Consider the following 17436-nt stretch of genomic DNA (forward strand, 5'->3'; position numbering starts at 1 on the left):
TGGTCGGGCTATTCGTGCCGCAGCGCTTCGATCGGTCGCAGCGCGGCGGCGCGCGCGGCCGGGTAGCCGCCGAAGAACAGCCCGATGGCGACCGACACGGCGAACGAGCCGACCACCGAACTCGGCACCACGACGGGCGTGATCCCGACCACCTCGAAGCGGGCGGCGAACAGCCCGGCGGCCACCCCGAGGCCGCCGCCGATCACCGACAACAGCGTGGACTCGGCCAGGAATTGGCCCAGGATCGCCCCGCGCGGCGCGCCGATCGCCTTGCGGATGCCGATTTCGCGGGTGCGTTCGGCGACCGTCACCAGCATGATGTTGGTGATGCCGATCCCGCCGACCAGGAGCGAGATCGCGGCCACCGCGGCGAGCAGCACGGTGAAGGTCTTGTTGGTTTCGTCGTTGGCGCTCAGCAACGACTGCTGGTTGGTGATCCGGAAGTCGCTCTGCGTCGAATCGGTGATCCGGTGCCGGTTGTTCAGGATCGAGGTGACCTCGTCCTGGGCGAGTGTGGTGTCGGCGGAGGAGGTGGCCTGTACGGCGATGGCGGACAACGAACCGTAGCCGGTCAGGCTGTCGCGCATGGTGGTCACCGGGAGCACGATGGTGTCGTCGGAGTCGGCCGCGCCGTTGCCGCCCTTGGTGCGCAGGACGCCCGCGACGCGGAACGGCACGCCGCCGACCAGGATTTCCTTGTCGATCGGGTTCTCCGTGCCGAACACGTTCTCCACCGTGGTGCTGCCCAGGATCGCCACCCTGCGCCGGGAGTTCACGTCGTCGGCGCCGAACAGCGCGCCCTGGCCCAGGTCGTGGTTGGTGGTGGCGAACCAGTCCGGCGTGGTGCCGACAATCTGGGACACGGTGACCGACTGGCCGGCGTAGGTGACGCTCTGGGACGTGGTCTGCACCGGGGCGGCCGACTTCACGTGCGGGGCCAGGGTCTTGTCGACCAGGGCCTGGGCGTCGTCGGGAGTGAGGTCCTTGAGCGTGCCGCCCTGGCCGGCCGCGCCGAATCGCCCGCCGCCCGCGGTGTGCGAGACGGTGAGCAGGTTGGTGCCGAGGCGCTGGATGGAGGCCTGTACCGACTTGGACGAGCCGTTGCCGACGGCCACGAGCAGGATCACCGCGCCGACCCCGATCAGTACGCCGAGCATGGTCAACGCGGTCCGGATCTTGTTCGCGGCCAGGCCCAGGACGGCGAATCGGAGCACTTCGACGGGGTTCACCGACGGGGGCCTTCCACGAGCGGGCCGGCCGCGACGGGCTCGGGGGTGGTCGGCGCGGATGCGGGGGAGCGCCGTCGGTCGGATACCACCAGGCCGTCGACCAGGCGCAGGACCCGCTCGGCGCGGGCGGCGACCTCGTCCTCGTGGGTGATGATCACGATCGTGCGGCCGGCCTCGTGCAGCCGGTCCAGGATGCCCAGCACCTCGCGGGTGCTGTGGCTGTCCAGGTTGCCGGTGGGCTCGTCGGCGAGCAGCAGCGCCGGGGCGGTGACCAGGGCCCGGGCCAGCGCGACCCGTTGCTGCTGGCCGCCGGAGAGTTCGTTGGGCGCGTGGTCGGCGCGGTCGGACAGGCCGACCAGGTCGAGCGCGGCGCGGGCGCGGCGGCGGCGTTCCCGGGCGCGTACTCCCGCGTAGGAGAGCGGGAGTTCGACCTGGGCGAGTGCGGTGGTGCGCGGGATCAGGTTGAACGACTGGAAGACGAAGCCGATGCGGCGGTTGCGGACCAGGGCGAGCTGGTGCTCGTCGAGCCGGCCGACGTCGAGGCCGTCGAGCAGGTAGCGGCCCGAGGACGGTACGTCGAGGCAGCCCAGGACGTTCATCAGGGTGGATTTGCCCGAGCCCGAACTGCCCATGATGGCCACGTATTCGCCGACCTCGATGGTCAGGTCGACGCCGCGCAGCGCCTGCACGGCGGCGGCGCCGTGGCCGTACGACTTGGTCACCGCGCGGACGTCGATCACCGGCGCGGGCCGGCCCGCGTGCGACCCGCTCATCGTGCGCCGCCGCGCGGGAAGCCGCCGCCGGTCGCGCCGCCGTTGCCGCCGCTGCCGCCGCCTGGGAAGACCGCGCCGCCGCCCGGGATTCCGCCGCCGCCGGTACCGCCGCGGGTGGATTGGCCGGAGCGGCCCGACGTGGAGCCGGTGCCGGTGGCGACGGTGCCGAGCACGATCTCGTCGCCCTCGGCCAGGCCGGAGAGGACCTGCGTGGTCTGGTCGCCCACCACGCCGAGGGTCACCGTGCGGCGCTGTTCGACGCCGTCGACGAGGACGCGTACCGAAGCCCCGGCACCGCCTGTGCTGCCGGGGCCGCTCGTACCGCCGCCGGTCACGGCCGCCGAGGGTACCTGGAGCGCGTTGTCCGCCTGGGCGACGATCACCGAGATGTTCGCGGTCTGACCGGTGCGCAGCGTGGACACGTCGCCCTGGAGCGCGATGGTGGCGCCGTACTTGACCGAACCGGCCGACCCGCCGCTGTCCGGGAGCGGATTGACGCTCACCACCTTGGCGTTCAGCCGGATCGCGGAGTTCACATTGAGGGTGACGGTGGCCGGCTGTCCCGCCTTGACCTTGGCCGCGTCGGCCTCCGAGAAGGACACCCGGCTCTCCATGCCGGTCGGGTTCGCGAGCACCACGAATCCGCTCGCCGTGCCGTTCGAGGACGCCGACGAGCCGCCCTGGCCGCCGGAACCGCCGGACCCGCCCGAGCCGGTGGAAGCGCCGGAACCGCCCGAGCCGCCGGCGGAGACGCTGTCGCCGACCTTGCCCGACACCGAGGCCACCACGCCGTCGGAGGGGGCGATCAGGGTGCAGCCGTCCAGGGCCCGTTGCGCGTCGGCGACCTTGTTGTTCGCCGTGACCAGGGCCGATTCGGCCTGGGTGACCGCCGCGGCGTCCACCGTCGTGCTCGGCGACGGGGTGGCCGTCGCGGTTTTGGTGACGGTGACGGTGACGGTCGGGTGCGGCTGGGCGACAGGGGTGGACGCGGACCCGGGCGGCGCCGTCGTGGGCGTGGCGGCGGGCACATCGCGGGAGGCGGTACCGCCGGTGCCGCCGCGTACGGCCGTGTTCTCGATGCCGGAACTCTGGTTGCCACCGCCCTGGTTGCCGCCACCGCCTCCGTTGTTGCCGCCCCCGCTCTGCTGGACCGGGGTTCCCGCGCGGGCTTTGGTCAGATTCGCCTGGGCCACGCTCACGGCGGACTTCGCCGCGTCCAGCGCCTCCTGGGCCTGGGCCGGATCGATCCGGGCCAGCACCTGGCCGGCGGTGACCCGGTCGCCCACCTTGACCGCGACCGCGGTGACCTTGCCCGCGGCGGTGAAGGCCACCCCCGTGTCGGAGGGCGAACTCAACGACCCGGACGCGGACACCGTGGCCATCACCGTGCCCTTGGTGACCTTGCCCGTACGCACCCGGCCGGCGCGCGTCGATCCGCCCCCGTCGTCCACCGCCGCGTAGGCGAAGCCGGCGCCGGTGACCAACGCGGCGGCCAGGGTCAGGTTGAGCAGGACCGACTTGCGTCGTAGTCGTACACGCCTCATGGCGGCCAAGACTGAACCGGACACGTGCCGGAAGGCTGTCGGCCGTCTGGGAGTTGGCCGGCAACGCGACGGCGGATCGAGGTCGTGAGCCGGGCTCGTATCGGTTGAAAGTGCTGTGATCGCGACAAATCGTCGACCTGATCGGGTCCGGGCTCCCAGCGAACTCCCAGGCGGCGCGCGGCCAATCACCATCCCGCCGTGCTTGAGTCCGGGGCGGATGGGTGGTGCGCCGTCCGGCGGCCGTTCCCGAGTCGCGTGGGAAGGACGTCATGACGAGGTACCCGGGTCGACCGGCGTGGACCACGGCGGTGGTGCCGGTCGCCGCCTCGGCACTCGTGTTGCTGCTGGCCGGATGTGGTGGGGGGAGCAGCGGCAAGAGCACGAGCGTCGCGGGTCCGTCGAGCGTGCCGGGCGCCGGTGCCGACGCCACGAAGGCGTACACCGACTGTCTGCGCGCGAACGGGGTCACGGTGCCGACCGGACGGCCGGGTGGGGGAGCCCGCCCGTCGGGTCGGCCCGATGGCACCGCCCGCCCATCCGATCGCCCGAGCCGTCCGGCCGGCGAACGCCCCTCGGGCTTCCCCGGCCGCCCGCGCGCGACCGATCCCGCGCTCCGCAAGGCCGAGGAAACCTGCGCGACGCTGCGCCCCTCCCGCGCACCGGGCAGTCGAGGCACAGCCGCCCCGAACGGCGGCCCGAACGACTCCGGCATCCGGGCATTCGCAAGCTGCCTCCACGACCACAAGGTCGACCTGCCCCCGGGCGGCCCGTCGGCCCTCAACCGCACGGACCCCGCGGTCGCCGAAGCCCTGAAGATCTGCGAGGCACTCCTGCCGACGACACACCCGAGCCCGGCGGCTTCGTCGTAGCCGACGGCGCTCGCTCCGAATCCCTGGGCCCTGCCCGGCGGATCTCGGCGGGGCCGCGCCGCCCGGCACCGCACCTCGCCGCACCGGAGAAACAGCCGAAGAGAACCACTATGCGGCTGCTTCTCCGGCACGCCGAGGCACGGCACCGGACGACGCGGCCCGATCCACCAGGATCCGCCGGACAGGACCAGCCGTCACACGGCTACCGCAGCAGGCGGAAGAAGCGGCGGATCTCCTCCACGAACAGCTCCGGCTGTTCGAAGGCGGCGAAGTGGCCGCCTCGGGGAAGCTCGTTCCAGTAGCGCAGGTCGCGGAAGCGGTTGGCCGCCCAGCGACGTGAGGCGCGGATGATCTCGTGCGGGAAGACCGAGCATCCGGTCGGCACGTCGACCTCGGCCAGGTCGGGATCGCGATAGCTCTCCCAATACAGGCGGGCCGAGGACGTGGCGGTGCCGGTCAGCCAGTAGAGCATCACGTTGTCGAGCATGTGGTCGCGCGGCAGCGCGTTCTCCGGGTGCCCGTCGCAGTCGGTCCACTGCCGGAACTTCTCCACGATCCAGGCGAGTTGGCCCACCGGGGAGTCGGCCAGGCCGTAGCCGAGGGTTTGCGGCCGGGTGGACTGGATCTTGCTGTAGCCGGAATCCCATTCGGAGTGCGTGGCCAGGTCCGCCAGCGCCCGGCGTTCCTCGGGCGTCGGGTCCCGCATCGCCTCGGCGTCCGGCATCGCCACCGGCATGTTCAGGTGGATCCCGAGCACGTGCTCCGGGTACTGGCGGCCGAGCGAGGCGGTGATCATCGATCCCCAGTCGCCGCCCTGCGCGCCGTAGCGCTCGTAGCCCAGGTCGGCCATCAGCCGCGCCCAGGTGCGGGCGATCCGGTCGACGCCCCACCCGGTTTCGGTCGGCCGATCGCTGAAGCCGTACCCGGGCAGCGAGGGCAGCACCACGTGGAACGCGTCCGCCGCGTCCCCGCCGTGGGCGACGGGATCGGTCAACGGGCCGATCACGTCCAGGAATTCGATGATCGAACCGGGCCAACCGTGGGTCAGGATCAGCGGTACCGCGTCCGGGTACGGCGAACGCACATGCAGGAAGTGGATGCCCACGCCGTCGAGTTCGGCCCTGAACTGCGGATGGGCGTTCAGCCTGGCCTCGGTCTTGCGCCAGTCGTAGGTGGTGCGCCAGTACTCGGCCAACTCCCGCGTATACCCGAGCGGGATGCCCTGCGACCAGTCGGCCACCGGCTCCGCGTCGGGCCATCGGGTGCGCGCCAGGCGCTCCCGCAGATCGACCAGCTCGGCCTCGGGTGTCTCGATCCGGAACGGCGTGAGGTGCGACGGGGTGGGCATCGGCCGGCAACTCCATCCATGGGGACGTCAGGGCGAATCTCCGGGGCGGGTCTCCAGGGCGGTACTCAACCCGAACACCCGAGCGCATACCAGTGCCGGCCGCCCCCGTTCGGCCCGAATCTCGAACAGCGCCGGCGGCTCGCCGCACCGTGCTCCGTCTGGGTGAAGTCGGGTCCCGATGCGCCCGATCGGCTTTCGTCGGGGCGGCCGAAGCCGCCAGGTTGGTGATTTCGTCCTGCTGCCGGAAGGCCCCCTGATGAACCGTCACCTCCGCGGCGGAGTCGGCGTCGTCGCCGCGCTCCTGTCCGCCTGCTCGCTCGCCGCCGGCGCCCCCGTGGCCGCCGACGCCCGGCCCCCGCTGCCACAGCCGAAGGCGTCCACCAACGCCGAGTTGCCACCCTGGCCGGTGCCCGCCGACAGCGCCCAGCGCGGGGCCGACGTGGGGTTGGCGCTGGATACTATGGAGGGCGCGAAGCAGCACTTCCACGTGCATCTGGACATCTTCGTCGGCCTGGAGCGCGTCGAGGTCGCCCCCGATCTGGGCATCGACCACAACTCCGGGCTGCTGGCCGACCTGCACACCCACGACAACAGCGGCGTCCTGCACGTGGAGAGCCACGACGCGAACGCCCGTTTCGTCCTGGGGCAGTTGTTCGCGATGTGGAACGTCAGGTTCGACGACACCCACCTGGGCGCACTCACCCCCGACGCCACGCACACCTACCGCACCTACCTCAACGGCGAGTTGGTGACCGGCGATCCGGCCCGGATCGAACTGCGTCCGCACGACCAGATCTCGGTGATGTTCCAGGGTGATCAGGTGCGGATCAAGCCGCCGGCCTCGTACGACTTCCCGATGGGCCTTTAGGGTCGCGCTCGTTCACGACAGTATGGGGGTGGGTGCAGGGCCGTTACGACGAGACAGGGGTTGCCGCCATGACCGATCTGGAAACCGCGGCCCCGGCCTTCGTCGCCATGGCCCACTCGATCGTGTGGGCCTCGATAGCCACCGTGGACAGCGCCGGTCGCCCTCGCACCCGGATCCTGCACCCCTACTGGGTGTGGGAACACGGTCGGCTCACCGGTTGGGTGGCCACCGCGCCGACCGCGACCAAACGCGCGCACATCGCCCGCAACCCGTTCGTGTCCTGCAACTACTGGTCGCCCACGCACGACACGTGTGCCGCCGAATGCCGCGCGGACCTGCTCTTCGACGAGGAGGTCCGCGAGCGGGTGTGGCACCTGTTCCGGGACACCCCGGAGCCGCTGGGCTACGACCCGGCCGGGGTGCCCGGGTGGGAGAAGCCCTCCTCGCCCGACTTCGCGGTGATGCGCCTGTCGCCGTGGCGGCTGCGGGTCTTCCCGGGCGCCGGACGGGGGGCCGGGCTCGGCAATGCGGTACTGACCTGGCAGGAGCCCCGCCCGGAGCTGACCCCGCAGGGCGCGGGTTGACCCGATGCCTCGACGTGCCGCATGAGCCCGTCGCGTAATTCCTGAGACAGAGTTGTCTCATTCGGGCTAGAGTTGATCCATGCCCACCGACAACGAGCAGGTGCTGCGCGCCGCCGTCACCCTGCTGCTCCGGCGCCCCGCCTCGTCCATGGACGAGATCGCCCGCGCCGCCGGGATCAGCCGGGCCACGCTGCACCGGATGTTCCCCGGCCGCCCGGCGCTGATCACCGCGCTCGGCGCGCAGGCATCCGCCCGAATCGGGCGCGCGATCGACACCGCCGACCTGAGCGCCGACGACGTACCGCGGGCACTGCGCGACCTGGTCGAGCAGCTGATGCCCTGCGCCGACTACGTGGCGTTCCTGTACGGCGAGAGCTCACTGGTCGGCGACCCGGACCTGGAGCGGGCCTGGAGCGTGATGGACGAGCAGGTGGCCGCCGTGGTCCGGCGCGGCCAGGAGAACGGCTCGATGCGCGTCGACCTGACCGCCCAGTGGGTCACCGAGGCGCTGTTCTCGTTCGTCGCCGCCGCCGGCTGGGCCGTGCACGAGGGCCGACTCGCCGGCCGCGACGCGGCCCGCTCGGTCGCCGAACTCCTGCTCGGCGGCGCGCGGCGCACCCCAGGCAACCCCGACTGACCCCCCGGGGCGACGCGACACCCGATCCGGCGCCCCGCCCCTGGTTCCATCTCTTTTTTTGGACTTTCGATCATGGCAGCTCCCACTTCCTCGGTTCCTGCTCATACCGGCACCGGCAACCCCGTCAAGGGCGCGCCGGGCCGCTGGATCGCGCTCGGCGTACTGACCCTGTCGGTACTGCTCGTGGCGATCGACGCCACCGTGCTCGGCCTGGCCATCCCGTTCCTCAGCGAGGACCTGGAGCCGACCGGCACCCAGCTGCTGTGGATCGGCGACGTCTACTCCTTCGTCATCGCCGGTCTGCTGGTCACCGCCGGCACCCTCGGCGACCGGATCGGCCGCAAGAAGTTGCTGCTCTTCGGCTCGGCCGCGTTCGGCGCGCTGTCCGTGGCCGCCGCCTACGCGCCCAGCGCCGAGGCGCTGATCGCGGCCCGGGTCGCGATGGGCGTCGCCGGTGCGTCGCTGATGCCCTCCACCCTCGCCCTGGTCCGCAACATCTTCCCCGACGCGCGCGAACGCAGCTTCGCGATCGGCGTGTGGGGCGCGATGTCGATGGCCGGCGCCGCGTTCGGCCCGGTCGTCGGCGGCTTCCTGCTCGAACACTTCTGGTGGGGTTCGGTCTTCCTGATCAACCTGCCGGTGATGGCCGTACTGATCGCCGTCGGCGTCAAGATGCTCCCCGAGTCGCGCAACCCGAACCCGGGCCCGTGGGACATGCTCAGCGCCGCACTGTCCCTGGTCGGCATGATCGCGACCGTCTACGCGGTCAAGGAGGCCGCGACCCACGGCCTGCTGCGCCCCGACGTGTGGGCGGCGCTCGCGATCGGGGTGGGCGCGCTGGTGTGGTTCGGCCGCCGGCAGTTGTCGCTGCCGGTGCCGCTGCTCGACATGCGCCTGTTCCGCAACCGGGCGTTCTCCGGGTCGGTACTGGCCGACCTGCTCACCGTGCTCGGCATGTCCGGGTTGATCTTCTTCCTGTCCCAGTTCCTCCAACTGGTCCAGGGGCGCAGCCCGTTGCAGGCGGGCCTGGCCGAGCTGCCGGCCACCGTCGGGGCGATCGTGTCGGGTCTGCTCGCGGGTGCGGCGGCCCGCCGGCTCACCCCCCGCGTGGTGGTGACGTCGGGTCTGACCTCGATCGGGCTGGCCCTGGGCGCGCTCACCGTGCTGGCCGAGGACACGCCGTACCTCTACCTGGGCGGCGTGCTGCTCCTGGTCGGTGTCGGCGCGGGCTTCTCGTTCACGGTCACCGCCGACCTGATCCTGGGCAGCGCGCCGAAGGAGAACGCGGGCGCGGCCTCGGCGGTCTCGGAAACCGCGTACGAACTGGGCGCGGCGCTGGGCATCGCGCTGCTCGGCTCGGTGGTCACCGGGATCTACCGGGGCCATCTGACGGTGCCCGAGGGGGTGTCCGGCTCGGCGGCCGACGGTGCGCGCGAGTCGCTCGCCGGCGCCGCCGAGGCGGCCGACACGGTGTCCGGGCAGGTCGCCGCCGACCTCACCCACTCGGCCAACGACGCGTTCCTGGAGGGGCTGCGGATCGCGGCCGGCGCGGGCGCGGTAGTACTGCTGGCCGCCGCCGTCGCGGCCTGGTTCATGCTGCGCGGCGCGCGGACCGCCGGGTCCGACGTGGAGCACTGACGACCGGTCCGCCGGCGGGGGCGCCCCCGCCGGCGGACCTCAGAGCGCCTTCGCGAAGCACATGCTGCTCGGGTAGTCCTTGTAGTAGCCGAACCCGGGTATGCGCTCGTATCCGGAGGACCGGTACAGCGCGATCGCCTCCGGCTGCTTGGCCCCGGTCTCCAGGACCACCCGCAGCCGGCCCGCCGCGCGGGCGGTCTCCTCCAGGTGCGCGAGGATCACCCGGGACAGACCGCGCCCGCGGGCGTGCGGCACCACGTACATCCGCTTGAGCTCGGCGTCGCCGTCGTTCAGGCTCGGATCCTCCGGCGACGCGCCGCGGGTCCGCCAGCCCCCGCAGGCGATCGGGGCGCCGTTGTCGTACGCCACGCAGAACAGGCCCTGGGGCGGCAAGAATTCGGCCGGGTCGACCGCCGTCTCGTCGGGGTCGCCGTAGCGGTGCACGTACTCCTGCTGCACATCCGCCACCAGCTTGCGCACATCGGGGTGGTCGTACCCCAAAGTCTCGATCTCCACGGAATGACGCTAGCCCGTGGGGATCACGCGATCATCGGCGGGCCCTGGCCCGGTCGCGCACCGGCCCGCCGACGCACGCGGGCTCAGACCCTCGGGCGGTAGCTGCCGAAGCTCCAGAGGTTGCCCTCGGGGTCGCGGACGGTGTAGCCGCGACCGCCGTAGTCCTGGTCCTTCGGCTCCAGCACCACGGTCGCGCCCGCCGCCACCGCCCGCGCGCAGTGCGCGTCCACGTCGCCGTCGATCACGCCATAGAGCGCGGAGCCGCCGACGGGCCACCGCAGCAACGCGTCGGACCCCGCCGGCGGGTTGCTGCCGAGCATCACCATGGCGTTGCCGAAGGTCAGTTCGGCGTGTGCGACGGTGTCGTCGTCGCCCGGGACCACCATGACCGCGGTCATCCCGAAGGCTTCCCGGAGAAAGGTGATCGCCGCCGTCGCGTCGTTGTAGCGCAGGGTCGGGACGAGGTCGGCGATCAGTGTGTTGTCGCTCATGGTGCGCTCCTTGCGGCCGGGTGTGGCGGCCTGTTCCGGTGGGTCCGGCGGCTGCCGGGTGGGTCGAGACCAGCCTCCGGCGGGTGACCCCTCGCGGTATTGGACAAACGGGAACGAGCGCCGTCGGCCGGCGCGGGTCAGGCCGCGAAGCCGCCGGTGGGCAGCCGGGAGCCCAAGTGGGCACCGGGCGTGCAGCCCGCGAGCACCTTGAAATCACGATTGAAGTGCGCCTGGTCGTAGTAGCCGGCCTCCGCCGCGACCTCCGCCCACGAGCGCGGCGCCCCCTCCAAGAGCGCGATCGCGTGCCGGAAGCGCAACAGCCGGGCCACCGTCTTGGGCGGCAGGCCGACGGTCTCCCGGAAGCGGGCGCCGAGCCGGCGCCGGCTCCATCCGGTCTCCCGGGCCAGTGTGGTGACGGCGATCCGACCGGCGCTCGCCGTCAGCAGGTCCCAGGAGCGGATCACCTCGGGCAGCGGCTCGGGGCCGATCGCCAGACGGCGGAGCAGGACCTCGTCGAGGTGGGCGAAGCGGGTCGACCAGTCGGGCGCGGACACCAGCCGATCGATCAGCGCGTCGCCGTCCCACCCGGGCAGGTCGTCGAGGTGCACCACCCGGTCGGCGATCTCGGCCAAGGGCAGGCCGAGCAGCGTGTAGGCGCCGAGCGGGGTCAGGTCGAGTTGGATGCCGGCCTGTCGGCCGTCGTGCTCGACGAATGTGGGCCCGGCGTGCAGCCCGGCCACGAACGAGCGGGTGGTTCCCGGCGTGGCCGACCCCGCGTGCGGGGAGTGGACCCGGATCGGCGCGAATCCGATGATCACGGTGATCGAACCGGTGGCCGGCTCGCGGCGGCGCAGCGGCGTGTGGGTGTGCTCGTCGTAGCCGAGGTAGGAGTCGAGCAGGGGCGCGAGCGCGGGATGCGTGGGCGCGGACGCGGTCGCCATGGACCCGAGCGCGGAGGTGTGTCGGGTCACGTGCAAAGTGTCCGTGGGGACCATGCTGTCCAGTCTCACACCCGGTGCCGACAAGGCGCCGACCACCGACCAGACGAAGCACCGACCAGGGAGTATCCGATGCGCATCGCGATCTCGGCCGACCAGATCAAGGGCTGCGGCCTGTACCTCGCCGACGAACTGCGCAAGCGTGGCCACGAAGTGTTGCCGTTCGGCGCTTTCGACCCGGCGCACAAGCCCGAGTTCGCCGACGACTGGGCCCCGGTGAGCGCCGCGGCCGCGCGCGAGGTGGCGGCGGGGCGGGCCGATCAGGCGATCGTGTGTTGCTGGACCGGTACCGGTGCGTCGATCGCGGCGAACAAGGTGGACGGGATCCGGGCGGCGCTGTGCTCGGACGCGGAGACGGCGGCCGGCGCGCGGCGCTGGAACCACGCGAACGTGCTGGCGCTGAGCATGCGGCTGACCTCGGGGCCGGTGCTGATGGAGATCCTGGACGCGTGGTTCGCGACCGCGCCGAGCCGTGACGTCGCGGACGTGCTCAACGTGGAGCACGTGGCGGAGATCCGCCGCTGAGCGTGGGCCGTTCGGCGGCGGTGCGATCGAGGTGGTCGGGCAGCTCGGCGAAGTGCCCGATCACCCCGATCGCGGCGGCCAGGCCCGGCGGGCGCCCGGTCGGCGCGATCAGCACGGCGCGCATCCCGTACACGTGCGGCGCGGTGGCGTCCTTGCTCGGGGTGTTGCCGACGAACATGATCCCCTCGCGCGGGACGCCGCAGGCGCGTTCGACCTCGGCGTAGAAGTCCGGGTGCGGCTTGCGCAGGCCGATCGCGCAGGAGAGCACGACGGCGTCGAAGCACTCCTCGATGCCCGCCTCGGCCAGGGTGCGCCGGCGTACCGACTCGGGTCGCTGGGTGTCGCACGCGAGGACGCAGACCAGGTCGCCGCGGGCCCGGATACGCAGCAGCGCCTCGGCGGCCCGGCGGATCACCCGGGAGTCGGGGACCCGCTCGAAGACCGGTTCGAGGGCCGCCTCGGGGTCCGGGATCCGCGCTCCGCACAACCGGGCGGCCCAGTGGATCTCGGTGGCGAAGGAGGTGTGCGTGTCCCGGACCCGGTCGCCCTCGCGGGTGATCCGGTGCACGTGGTCGTAGGCGGCCACGAAGGTGTCCGGGACGTGTGTGCCCGGCAACTCGCGCAGCACCTCCAGGACGACGCGGCCGTCGGGGTTGGGCCCGGGGACCGCCAGGGTGTCCCCGAAGTCGACGGCCAGCGCGCGTACGTTCATGCCCGGCCGGTCCCCGATCCGCGAGCGGCTTACACCGCTGCGCGCACCGTCGCGGCCGGGTCGGTGCGGGGCGGCGTCGTCGGCGGGCCCGCGATAGCCTGCCGGGCGATGCCGATTTCCCGCCGACCCCTCGCCGAGCCGCCCACCGGGCTGAGCACGAACACCCGTCACCTGCCGGCCGGGGGCGGGGTGACGGCGCACCGGCACGACGTGCACCAGGTCGTCTACGCGGGTCGGGGCGTGTTGTCGGTGAGCACCGACGCCGGCACCTGGGTCGCGCCCGCCACCCGCGCGTTGTGGATCCCGGCCGGCACCCTGCACCGGCACCGCGCGCACGGGCGGACCGTGCTGCACGCGGTGGGCATCCCCGCCGACGACGACCCGTTGGACCCGGCCCGCCCCGCGGTGCTCGCCGTCGGCCCGCTGCTGCGCGAGCTGATCATCGCCTACAGCCGCCCCGACCTCGTGGACACCGACGAGGGACGACGCATCCTCGCGGTCCTGCTGGACCAGCTCCGGCACAGCCCCCGGCAGGCGCTGCACCTGCCCACCGGCCGGGATCCGCGCCTGGTGGCGGTCTGCGCGCTGCTGCGGGCCGATCCCGCCGATCAGCGCACACTGGCCGCCCTGGGCGCGGCGGTGGGCGCGGGCGAGCGCACGCTGACCCGGCTGTTCGCGGCCGAGGTGGGCATGACGTTCCCGCAGTGGCGCACCCAGGCCCGCCTGCACCACGCGCTCGTACTGCTCGCCGAGGACGTACCGGTGACCACCGTGGCGCACCGCTGCGGGTGGTCCTCGGCGAGCGCGTTCATCGACGTCTTCCGGCGCGCGTTCGGCCACACCCCGGGGGCACACCGCGCGTGGAGGTGAGTCGCCGCCGGCCGCCCCCACTCAGTTGCGTACGCCCGGCAGACCGGCGACGAACGACGCGAACGCGGACGGGTTGCGGGTCTGGGTGAGCACCCGGCCGGGCCCGGTGAAGTCGAAGACCAGACCCTCGCCGGAGGTGACCGAGGCGATCGTGCGCCCGCGCGCGGCCCGACGGGTGGTGAAGGTGATCGTCGGCGCGTAGGCGACCACATGGCCGGTGTCGATCACGACCTGCTCGCCCGCCTCCAGGTCCAGCACGTCCAGCGCGCCGTAGCAGCCCATGATCACCTCGCCCTGCCCGGACGCGTGCACGAGGAACCCGCCCTCGCCGCCGACCAGGTTGCGCAGCCCGCCCCACCGGGTGTCGATCTGCACCCCCGCGGAGTTGGCGAGCCAGCTGGTCCGGGTGAGCAGGAACTCGGGCACGTCGGGGGTGAGCGTGACGTCGGCGATGTCGCCGGGCAGCGCGGTGGCCACGTCCACCCACCCGCCCCGCGCGGGCGCGGTGAACGTGGTCTGGAAGAGCGACTCCCCGCCCAGCACGCTGCGCTTGAGGCCGCGCATGATGCCGCCTTCGACCTTGGCGGAGATCTCCACGCCCGCGCTGTGCGCCATCATCGCGCCGGATTCGGCCCGCATCGCCTCGCCCGGATCGAGCAGGCAGCGCGCGGCGGCGAAGGCGGGACCGTGTCTGACGTCGACTCTCATGCGGCGAACGTGACACGCCCCGCCCCCGGCCCCCGACCAAAGCAACCCGACCGGCCGACCGGTGTCACCCGATCGGGTCCGGCCGGGGCGCGGTCACGCGGCTCTGGCGCCCAGCACGCTGCCCAGGAGGTCGTCCAGGCCGACGAGACCCAGGAGGGTGCCGTCGGCGGCGTGGACCAGGGCCAGGGACGCGCGGCGTTCCTGGAGGGCGGCCACGGCACGCTGGATCGGGGTGTCCACGGTGAGGGTGAGCACCGCGGTGGCCAGTTCGCCGGCGGTGTTCCCGGACGCCTGGGTGCGCGAGGTGAGCACCTTGCGGATGTGCACCACTCCGAACAGCGTGCCGTCCTCGCCGCGCACGAGCAGCCGGTTGCGGCCGTTGCGGCGCGAGACCGCGGCGATCTCCTCCGGTCCCGCGTCGGCCGGCACCGAGTCGATCTCGGCGGTCGGCACGATCAGCCGGGCCAGCGGCTCGGTGTGCGTGCGCAGCGTGCCCGAGAGCACGTCGTGCGAGGCGTTGTCGATCAGACCCAGCCGGCGGGACTCGCCCACCAGGCGGCGCAGCCCCTCGGCGTCCTTGGGGTGCGACAACTCGTCCTTGGGGTCGATCCGGGCCAGCCGCAGGATCGCGTTGCTGACCCCGTTCATCGCGCGCAGCAGCGGCCGAACCACGCGGGTGTAGCCGCGGAAGGACGGGGCCAGGACGAGCGCGACCTTCTCGGGGCCGGCGATCGCCCACGACTTGGGTGCCATCTCGCCCAGCACCATGTGCAGGATCACCACGACCACCAACGCGATCGCGAACGCCACCGCGTGCCCCGCCGCGGCCGGCATGCCGACGGCGTCGAAGAGCGGGTCGAGCATGGTGGCGATGGCCGGCTCGGACACGATGCCCAGGCCCAGCGAACACATGGTGATGCCCAACTGGGCACCGGCCAGCATCAGGGACAACTCCCGTACGCCCGCCAGCGCCGACTTGGCGCCGCGCTTGCGCTCGGCGGCCAGCGCCTCCAGGCGGTGCCGCCGCGCGGCGACCATCGCGAACTCGGCGGCGACGAAGAACGCGTTGCCCACGAGCAGCGCGACCGTGACGGCCAGGGCGGGCCACAGGCCCAGCTCCATCGAGCCCAGGCCACCACCGGAGGCCAGGGACGGGGTCATGCGGTCACCTCTGTGGTGCGTGTGGGGTCTCCGGAGCGCCGATCGGCGCTCCATTCGGGAATGTCGCGGGGGAACGCGGGCTCGGAGGTCAGCACGCGAAGCCGGACCAGGGCCGGTACGTGCCGTTCGACCGCCAGCACCTCGATCTCGGTGTAGCGGATCGGCTCGTCGTCCTCCTCGGCCGAGCGTCCGGCGCGGACCTCGTCGGGGTCGGGGACCCGGATGCGGTCGCCCACCTCGGGCAGCCGACCCAGGTGCGCGATGACCAGGCCGCCGAGGGTGTCGTACGGCCCGTCGGGCAACTCGGCGCCGACGATCCGCTCGGTCTCGTCCACCCGCAGTCCGGCGTCCAGGCGCCACCAGCCGTCCTCCGGCTCGGTGTCGACGGGGTCCTCGTCGTCGCTCTCGTCGGCGATCTCGCCGACCAGTTCCTCGGCCACGTCCTCGTAGGTGACGATCCCGGCGAGTCCGCCGTGCTCGTCCAGGACGACCGCGAACTCCTCGTTGGCGGACCGCAGTTGTTCGAGCAGCGAGGCCAGCCCGGCGGTGTCGGGGACGAGCAGCGCGGGGCGGGCGATGGATCCGGCGGTGACGTGCGCGGCGTCCTCGGGGGCCACCTCCAGCAGGCAGGCCACGCCGACCACGCCCAGGACGTCGTCGACCCGCTCGCCGACCACCGGGTAGTGCGAGTGGCCGCACTCGGCGACCAATTCGATCAGCTCGGCGGCGGTGGTCTCGGCGCGGACCCGGACCACGTCCGGTCGCGGCACCATCACCTGGTCCACGCTCAGGTCGCCGAACGCGATCGCGCGGCGCAGGATCCCGGACAGACCGGGGTCGAGGTCGCCGTCCCGGCCGGCCTCGTCGACGATGTGCGCCAGCTCCTCGGTGGTGGCCCCGCCGTGCAACTCCTCGACCGGTTCGATGCCGATCGAGCGCACGATGCGGTTGGCCAGGGTGTCGAACAGCCGGATCAGCGGGCCGGCGACCTTCAGGTACACGAGGGTCGGCCGGCCCAGCAGGACGGCGACACGCTCCGGCTCGGCGATGCCCCAGTTCTTCGGGACCAGCTCGCCCAGCACCATCTGGATCGCGGTGGCGACCGCGAAGCCGAGGACGAGCGCGATCACCGGGACGGCGCCGTCGGGCACCGAGACCAGTTCGAGGAGGGGGGAGATCACGGCGGCCAGCGCGGGCTCGGCGATGAAACCGACCAGCAGGGCCGTCACGGTGATGCCCAGTTGGGCACCCGACAACATGAACGACAGTCGCCCCATCACGGTCATCGCCCGGGCGGCGGCCTTGTCACCGGCCTCCGCGCGACGACGCAGCAGGCTCCGGTCGGCCGCCACGTAGGCGAATTCCTGGGCGACGAAGAAACCGGTACCGAGGGTCAGCACGACGATCGCGGCTATGCCCAGAGCCGCGGTCATGAGACCGCCTCCCGGACGTCGCGGCTTCGATCACAGTCTCGGGAGGGACCGGTACTAGGGGGGTCCGTCTCTTGGGCGGACACACACGCTCCTTGCTCAACGGGCAATTCAGGGTCAAACACTTACCACGACGAACGTATCATCGCGCGCCCTTGTTCCCCGGAGCCGGGCGATGATGCGGGCGAGAGGGGTCGGATTCGGACCAGTATCAAAAGATGCTTGGCTTTCCACCCCGCGCCATGACAATCTGTGCTTCCTCGAACACCGTGAGGTGATGAGGGTCCGTCGGGGGTGTGCGACGCACACACCGCGGCGGGGGAAATAGCGAAAATCCGCGCCTCCTGCCACAGGCGTCGCGAAGTTCATCCGTACGGGGGAGCGACCCACGCCCTCCTGTCCGGAAGATTGGTATCGGGAACCCGCACCGCCGCAATGACGTTGACAACATCAGACGGGGGCAGCGTGTACGACAGCAGCCCTGATCCGGCCGACGCCGGCTCGCCCGAGGCGCCCGGATCGGACCTCTCAGCGC

The 17436-nt window shown here is 72.4% G+C and carries 18 protein-coding genes; 7 read left to right on the forward strand and 11 right to left on the reverse strand.

Features of this window, described 5'->3' with window-relative positions; all coding sequences use genetic code 11:
* Positions 1-8: 8 nt before the first annotated feature.
* Genes ACH4XV_RS05275 through ACH4XV_RS05285 form a run of 3 tightly spaced genes read right to left on the reverse strand, consistent with a single transcriptional unit; the run spans position 9 to position 3546 of the window.
* Positions 9-1229, reverse strand: a complete 1221-nt coding sequence (locus tag ACH4XV_RS05275) for an ABC transporter permease (protein WP_395786886.1) — start codon at positions 1227-1229, stop codon at positions 9-11.
* Entirely contained in the window at positions 1226-2002 is a 777-nt protein-coding gene (locus ACH4XV_RS05280; RefSeq protein WP_395786887.1) for an ABC transporter ATP-binding protein, read from the reverse strand. The genes ACH4XV_RS05275 and ACH4XV_RS05280 overlap by 4 nt, the downstream gene beginning before the upstream one ends.
* Complete coding sequence (locus tag ACH4XV_RS05285; protein WP_395786888.1) at positions 1999-3546, reverse strand: efflux RND transporter periplasmic adaptor subunit; 1548 nt, start codon at positions 3544-3546, stop codon at positions 1999-2001. The genes ACH4XV_RS05280 and ACH4XV_RS05285 overlap by 4 nt, the downstream gene beginning before the upstream one ends.
* Before the next feature lie 269 nt (positions 3547-3815).
* Here ACH4XV_RS05285 and ACH4XV_RS05290 point away from each other — a divergent pair, with 269 nt between their 5' ends.
* The gene (locus ACH4XV_RS05290) at positions 3816-4415 is read left to right on the forward strand and encodes a hypothetical protein (RefSeq protein WP_395786889.1); all 600 of its coding nucleotides are present in this window, start codon (positions 3816-3818) and stop codon (positions 4413-4415) included.
* A 202-nt stretch (positions 4416-4617) separates the two neighbouring features.
* On the opposite strand, the gene ACH4XV_RS05295 is transcribed toward ACH4XV_RS05290, so the two are convergent.
* The gene (locus ACH4XV_RS05295; protein ID WP_395786890.1) at positions 4618-5763 is read right to left on the reverse strand and encodes an epoxide hydrolase family protein; all 1146 of its coding nucleotides are present in this window, start codon (positions 5761-5763) and stop codon (positions 4618-4620) included.
* Between the two features lie 256 nt (positions 5764-6019).
* On the opposite strand from ACH4XV_RS05295, the gene ACH4XV_RS05300 reads away from it, so the two are divergent.
* The 4 genes from ACH4XV_RS05300 (at position 6020) to ACH4XV_RS05315 (ending at position 9490) form a co-directional block, all read left to right on the forward strand.
* Complete coding sequence (locus ACH4XV_RS05300) at positions 6020-6631, forward strand: hypothetical protein (protein WP_395786891.1); 612 nt, start codon at positions 6020-6022, stop codon at positions 6629-6631.
* Between the two features lie 68 nt (positions 6632-6699).
* Entirely contained in the window at positions 6700-7215 is a 516-nt protein-coding gene (locus ACH4XV_RS05305; RefSeq protein ID WP_395786892.1) for a pyridoxamine 5'-phosphate oxidase family protein, read from the forward strand.
* Between the two features lie 79 nt (positions 7216-7294).
* Entirely contained in the window at positions 7295-7852 is a 558-nt protein-coding gene (locus ACH4XV_RS05310) for a TetR/AcrR family transcriptional regulator (RefSeq protein WP_395786893.1), read from the forward strand.
* Between the two features lie 72 nt (positions 7853-7924).
* The gene (locus ACH4XV_RS05315; protein WP_395786894.1) at positions 7925-9490 is read left to right on the forward strand and encodes an MFS transporter; all 1566 of its coding nucleotides are present in this window, start codon (positions 7925-7927) and stop codon (positions 9488-9490) included.
* A 39-nt stretch (positions 9491-9529) separates the two neighbouring features.
* Here the strand turns inward: ACH4XV_RS05315 and ACH4XV_RS05320 are convergent, their stop codons facing one another.
* The 3 genes from ACH4XV_RS05320 to ACH4XV_RS05330 form a co-directional block, all read right to left on the reverse strand.
* Positions 9530-10006 carry a GNAT family N-acetyltransferase gene (locus ACH4XV_RS05320; protein ID WP_395786895.1) on the reverse strand — a complete coding sequence of 159 codons (477 nt, stop codon included), beginning with the start codon at positions 10004-10006 and terminating at the stop codon, positions 9530-9532.
* Positions 10007-10089: 83 nt separating this feature from the next.
* Positions 10090-10497, reverse strand: coding sequence for a VOC family protein (locus ACH4XV_RS05325; protein WP_395786896.1), 408 nt, complete (start codon positions 10495-10497; stop codon positions 10090-10092).
* A 137-nt stretch (positions 10498-10634) separates the two neighbouring features.
* Complete coding sequence (locus tag ACH4XV_RS05330; protein WP_395786897.1) at positions 10635-11468, reverse strand: helix-turn-helix domain-containing protein; 834 nt, start codon at positions 11466-11468, stop codon at positions 10635-10637.
* Between the two features lie 99 nt (positions 11469-11567).
* Here ACH4XV_RS05330 and ACH4XV_RS05335 point away from each other — a divergent pair, with 99 nt between their 5' ends.
* Positions 11568-12020 (forward strand): RpiB/LacA/LacB family sugar-phosphate isomerase, encoded by a 453-nt coding sequence (locus ACH4XV_RS05335; RefSeq protein WP_395786898.1) that lies wholly within the window; start codon positions 11568-11570, stop codon positions 12018-12020.
* Here ACH4XV_RS05335 and ACH4XV_RS05340 read toward each other — a convergent pair.
* Positions 11986-12732, reverse strand: coding sequence for an HAD family hydrolase (locus tag ACH4XV_RS05340; RefSeq protein WP_395786899.1), 747 nt, complete (start codon positions 12730-12732; stop codon positions 11986-11988). The two genes, ACH4XV_RS05335 and ACH4XV_RS05340, sit on opposite strands and share 35 nt — an antisense overlap.
* A gap of 108 nt (positions 12733-12840) precedes the next feature.
* Here ACH4XV_RS05340 and ACH4XV_RS05345 point away from each other — a divergent pair, with 108 nt between their 5' ends.
* The gene (locus ACH4XV_RS05345; RefSeq protein ID WP_395786900.1) at positions 12841-13602 is read left to right on the forward strand and encodes an AraC family transcriptional regulator; all 762 of its coding nucleotides are present in this window, start codon (positions 12841-12843) and stop codon (positions 13600-13602) included.
* Between the two features lie 21 nt (positions 13603-13623).
* Here ACH4XV_RS05345 and ACH4XV_RS05350 read toward each other — a convergent pair whose 3' ends face one another.
* From ACH4XV_RS05350 to ACH4XV_RS05360, 3 genes are all read right to left on the reverse strand, one after another.
* Entirely contained in the window at positions 13624-14310 is a 687-nt protein-coding gene (locus tag ACH4XV_RS05350) for a TIGR00266 family protein (RefSeq protein ID WP_395786901.1), read from the reverse strand.
* Positions 14311-14403: 93 nt separating this feature from the next.
* Positions 14404-15471, reverse strand: a complete 1068-nt coding sequence (locus ACH4XV_RS05355; protein WP_380000718.1) for a CNNM domain-containing protein — start codon at positions 15469-15471, stop codon at positions 14404-14406.
* Positions 15468-16904, reverse strand: a complete 1437-nt coding sequence (locus ACH4XV_RS05360) for a hemolysin family protein (RefSeq protein WP_395786902.1) — start codon at positions 16902-16904, stop codon at positions 15468-15470. Before ACH4XV_RS05360 ends, ACH4XV_RS05355 begins: the two co-directional genes overlap by 4 nt.
* Positions 16905-17436 lie beyond the last annotated feature (532 nt).

The organism is Embleya sp. NPDC020630, assembly GCF_044334985.1.
Lineage (GTDB): Bacteria > Actinomycetota > Actinomycetes > Streptomycetales > Streptomycetaceae > Embleya.

Excerpts from the sequence above, each read along its gene's own strand:
- ACH4XV_RS05315 (WP_395786894.1), top strand. The coding sequence starts at position 7,925 with ATGGCAGCTCCCACTTCCTCGGTTCCTGCTCATACCGGCACCGGCAAC.
- ACH4XV_RS05290 (WP_395786889.1), top strand. The coding sequence starts at position 3,816 with ATGACGAGGTACCCGGGTCGACCGGCGTGGACCACGGCGGTGGTGCCG.
- ACH4XV_RS05335 (WP_395786898.1), top strand. The coding sequence starts at position 11,568 with ATGCGCATCGCGATCTCGGCCGACCAGATCAAGGGCTGCGGCCTGTAC.
- ACH4XV_RS05350 (WP_395786901.1), bottom strand. The coding sequence starts at position 14,310 with ATGAGAGTCGACGTCAGACACGGTCCCGCCTTCGCCGCCGCGCGCTGC.
- ACH4XV_RS05300 (WP_395786891.1), top strand. The coding sequence starts at position 6,020 with ATGAACCGTCACCTCCGCGGCGGAGTCGGCGTCGTCGCCGCGCTCCTG.
- ACH4XV_RS05345 (WP_395786900.1), top strand. The coding sequence starts at position 12,841 with ATGCCGATTTCCCGCCGACCCCTCGCCGAGCCGCCCACCGGGCTGAGC.
- ACH4XV_RS05305 (WP_395786892.1), top strand. The coding sequence starts at position 6,700 with ATGACCGATCTGGAAACCGCGGCCCCGGCCTTCGTCGCCATGGCCCAC.
- ACH4XV_RS05325 (WP_395786896.1), bottom strand. The coding sequence starts at position 10,497 with ATGAGCGACAACACACTGATCGCCGACCTCGTCCCGACCCTGCGCTAC.
- ACH4XV_RS05355 (WP_380000718.1), bottom strand. The coding sequence starts at position 15,471 with ATGACCCCGTCCCTGGCCTCCGGTGGTGGCCTGGGCTCGATGGAGCTG.
- ACH4XV_RS05295 (WP_395786890.1), bottom strand. The coding sequence starts at position 5,763 with ATGCCCACCCCGTCGCACCTCACGCCGTTCCGGATCGAGACACCCGAG.
- ACH4XV_RS05280 (WP_395786887.1), bottom strand. The coding sequence starts at position 2,002 with ATGAGCGGGTCGCACGCGGGCCGGCCCGCGCCGGTGATCGACGTCCGC.
- ACH4XV_RS05360 (WP_395786902.1), bottom strand. The coding sequence starts at position 16,904 with ATGACCGCGGCTCTGGGCATAGCCGCGATCGTCGTGCTGACCCTCGGT.
- ACH4XV_RS05310 (WP_395786893.1), top strand. The coding sequence starts at position 7,295 with ATGCCCACCGACAACGAGCAGGTGCTGCGCGCCGCCGTCACCCTGCTG.
- ACH4XV_RS05285 (WP_395786888.1), bottom strand. The coding sequence starts at position 3,546 with ATGAGGCGTGTACGACTACGACGCAAGTCGGTCCTGCTCAACCTGACC.
- ACH4XV_RS05340 (WP_395786899.1), bottom strand. The coding sequence starts at position 12,732 with ATGAACGTACGCGCGCTGGCCGTCGACTTCGGGGACACCCTGGCGGTC.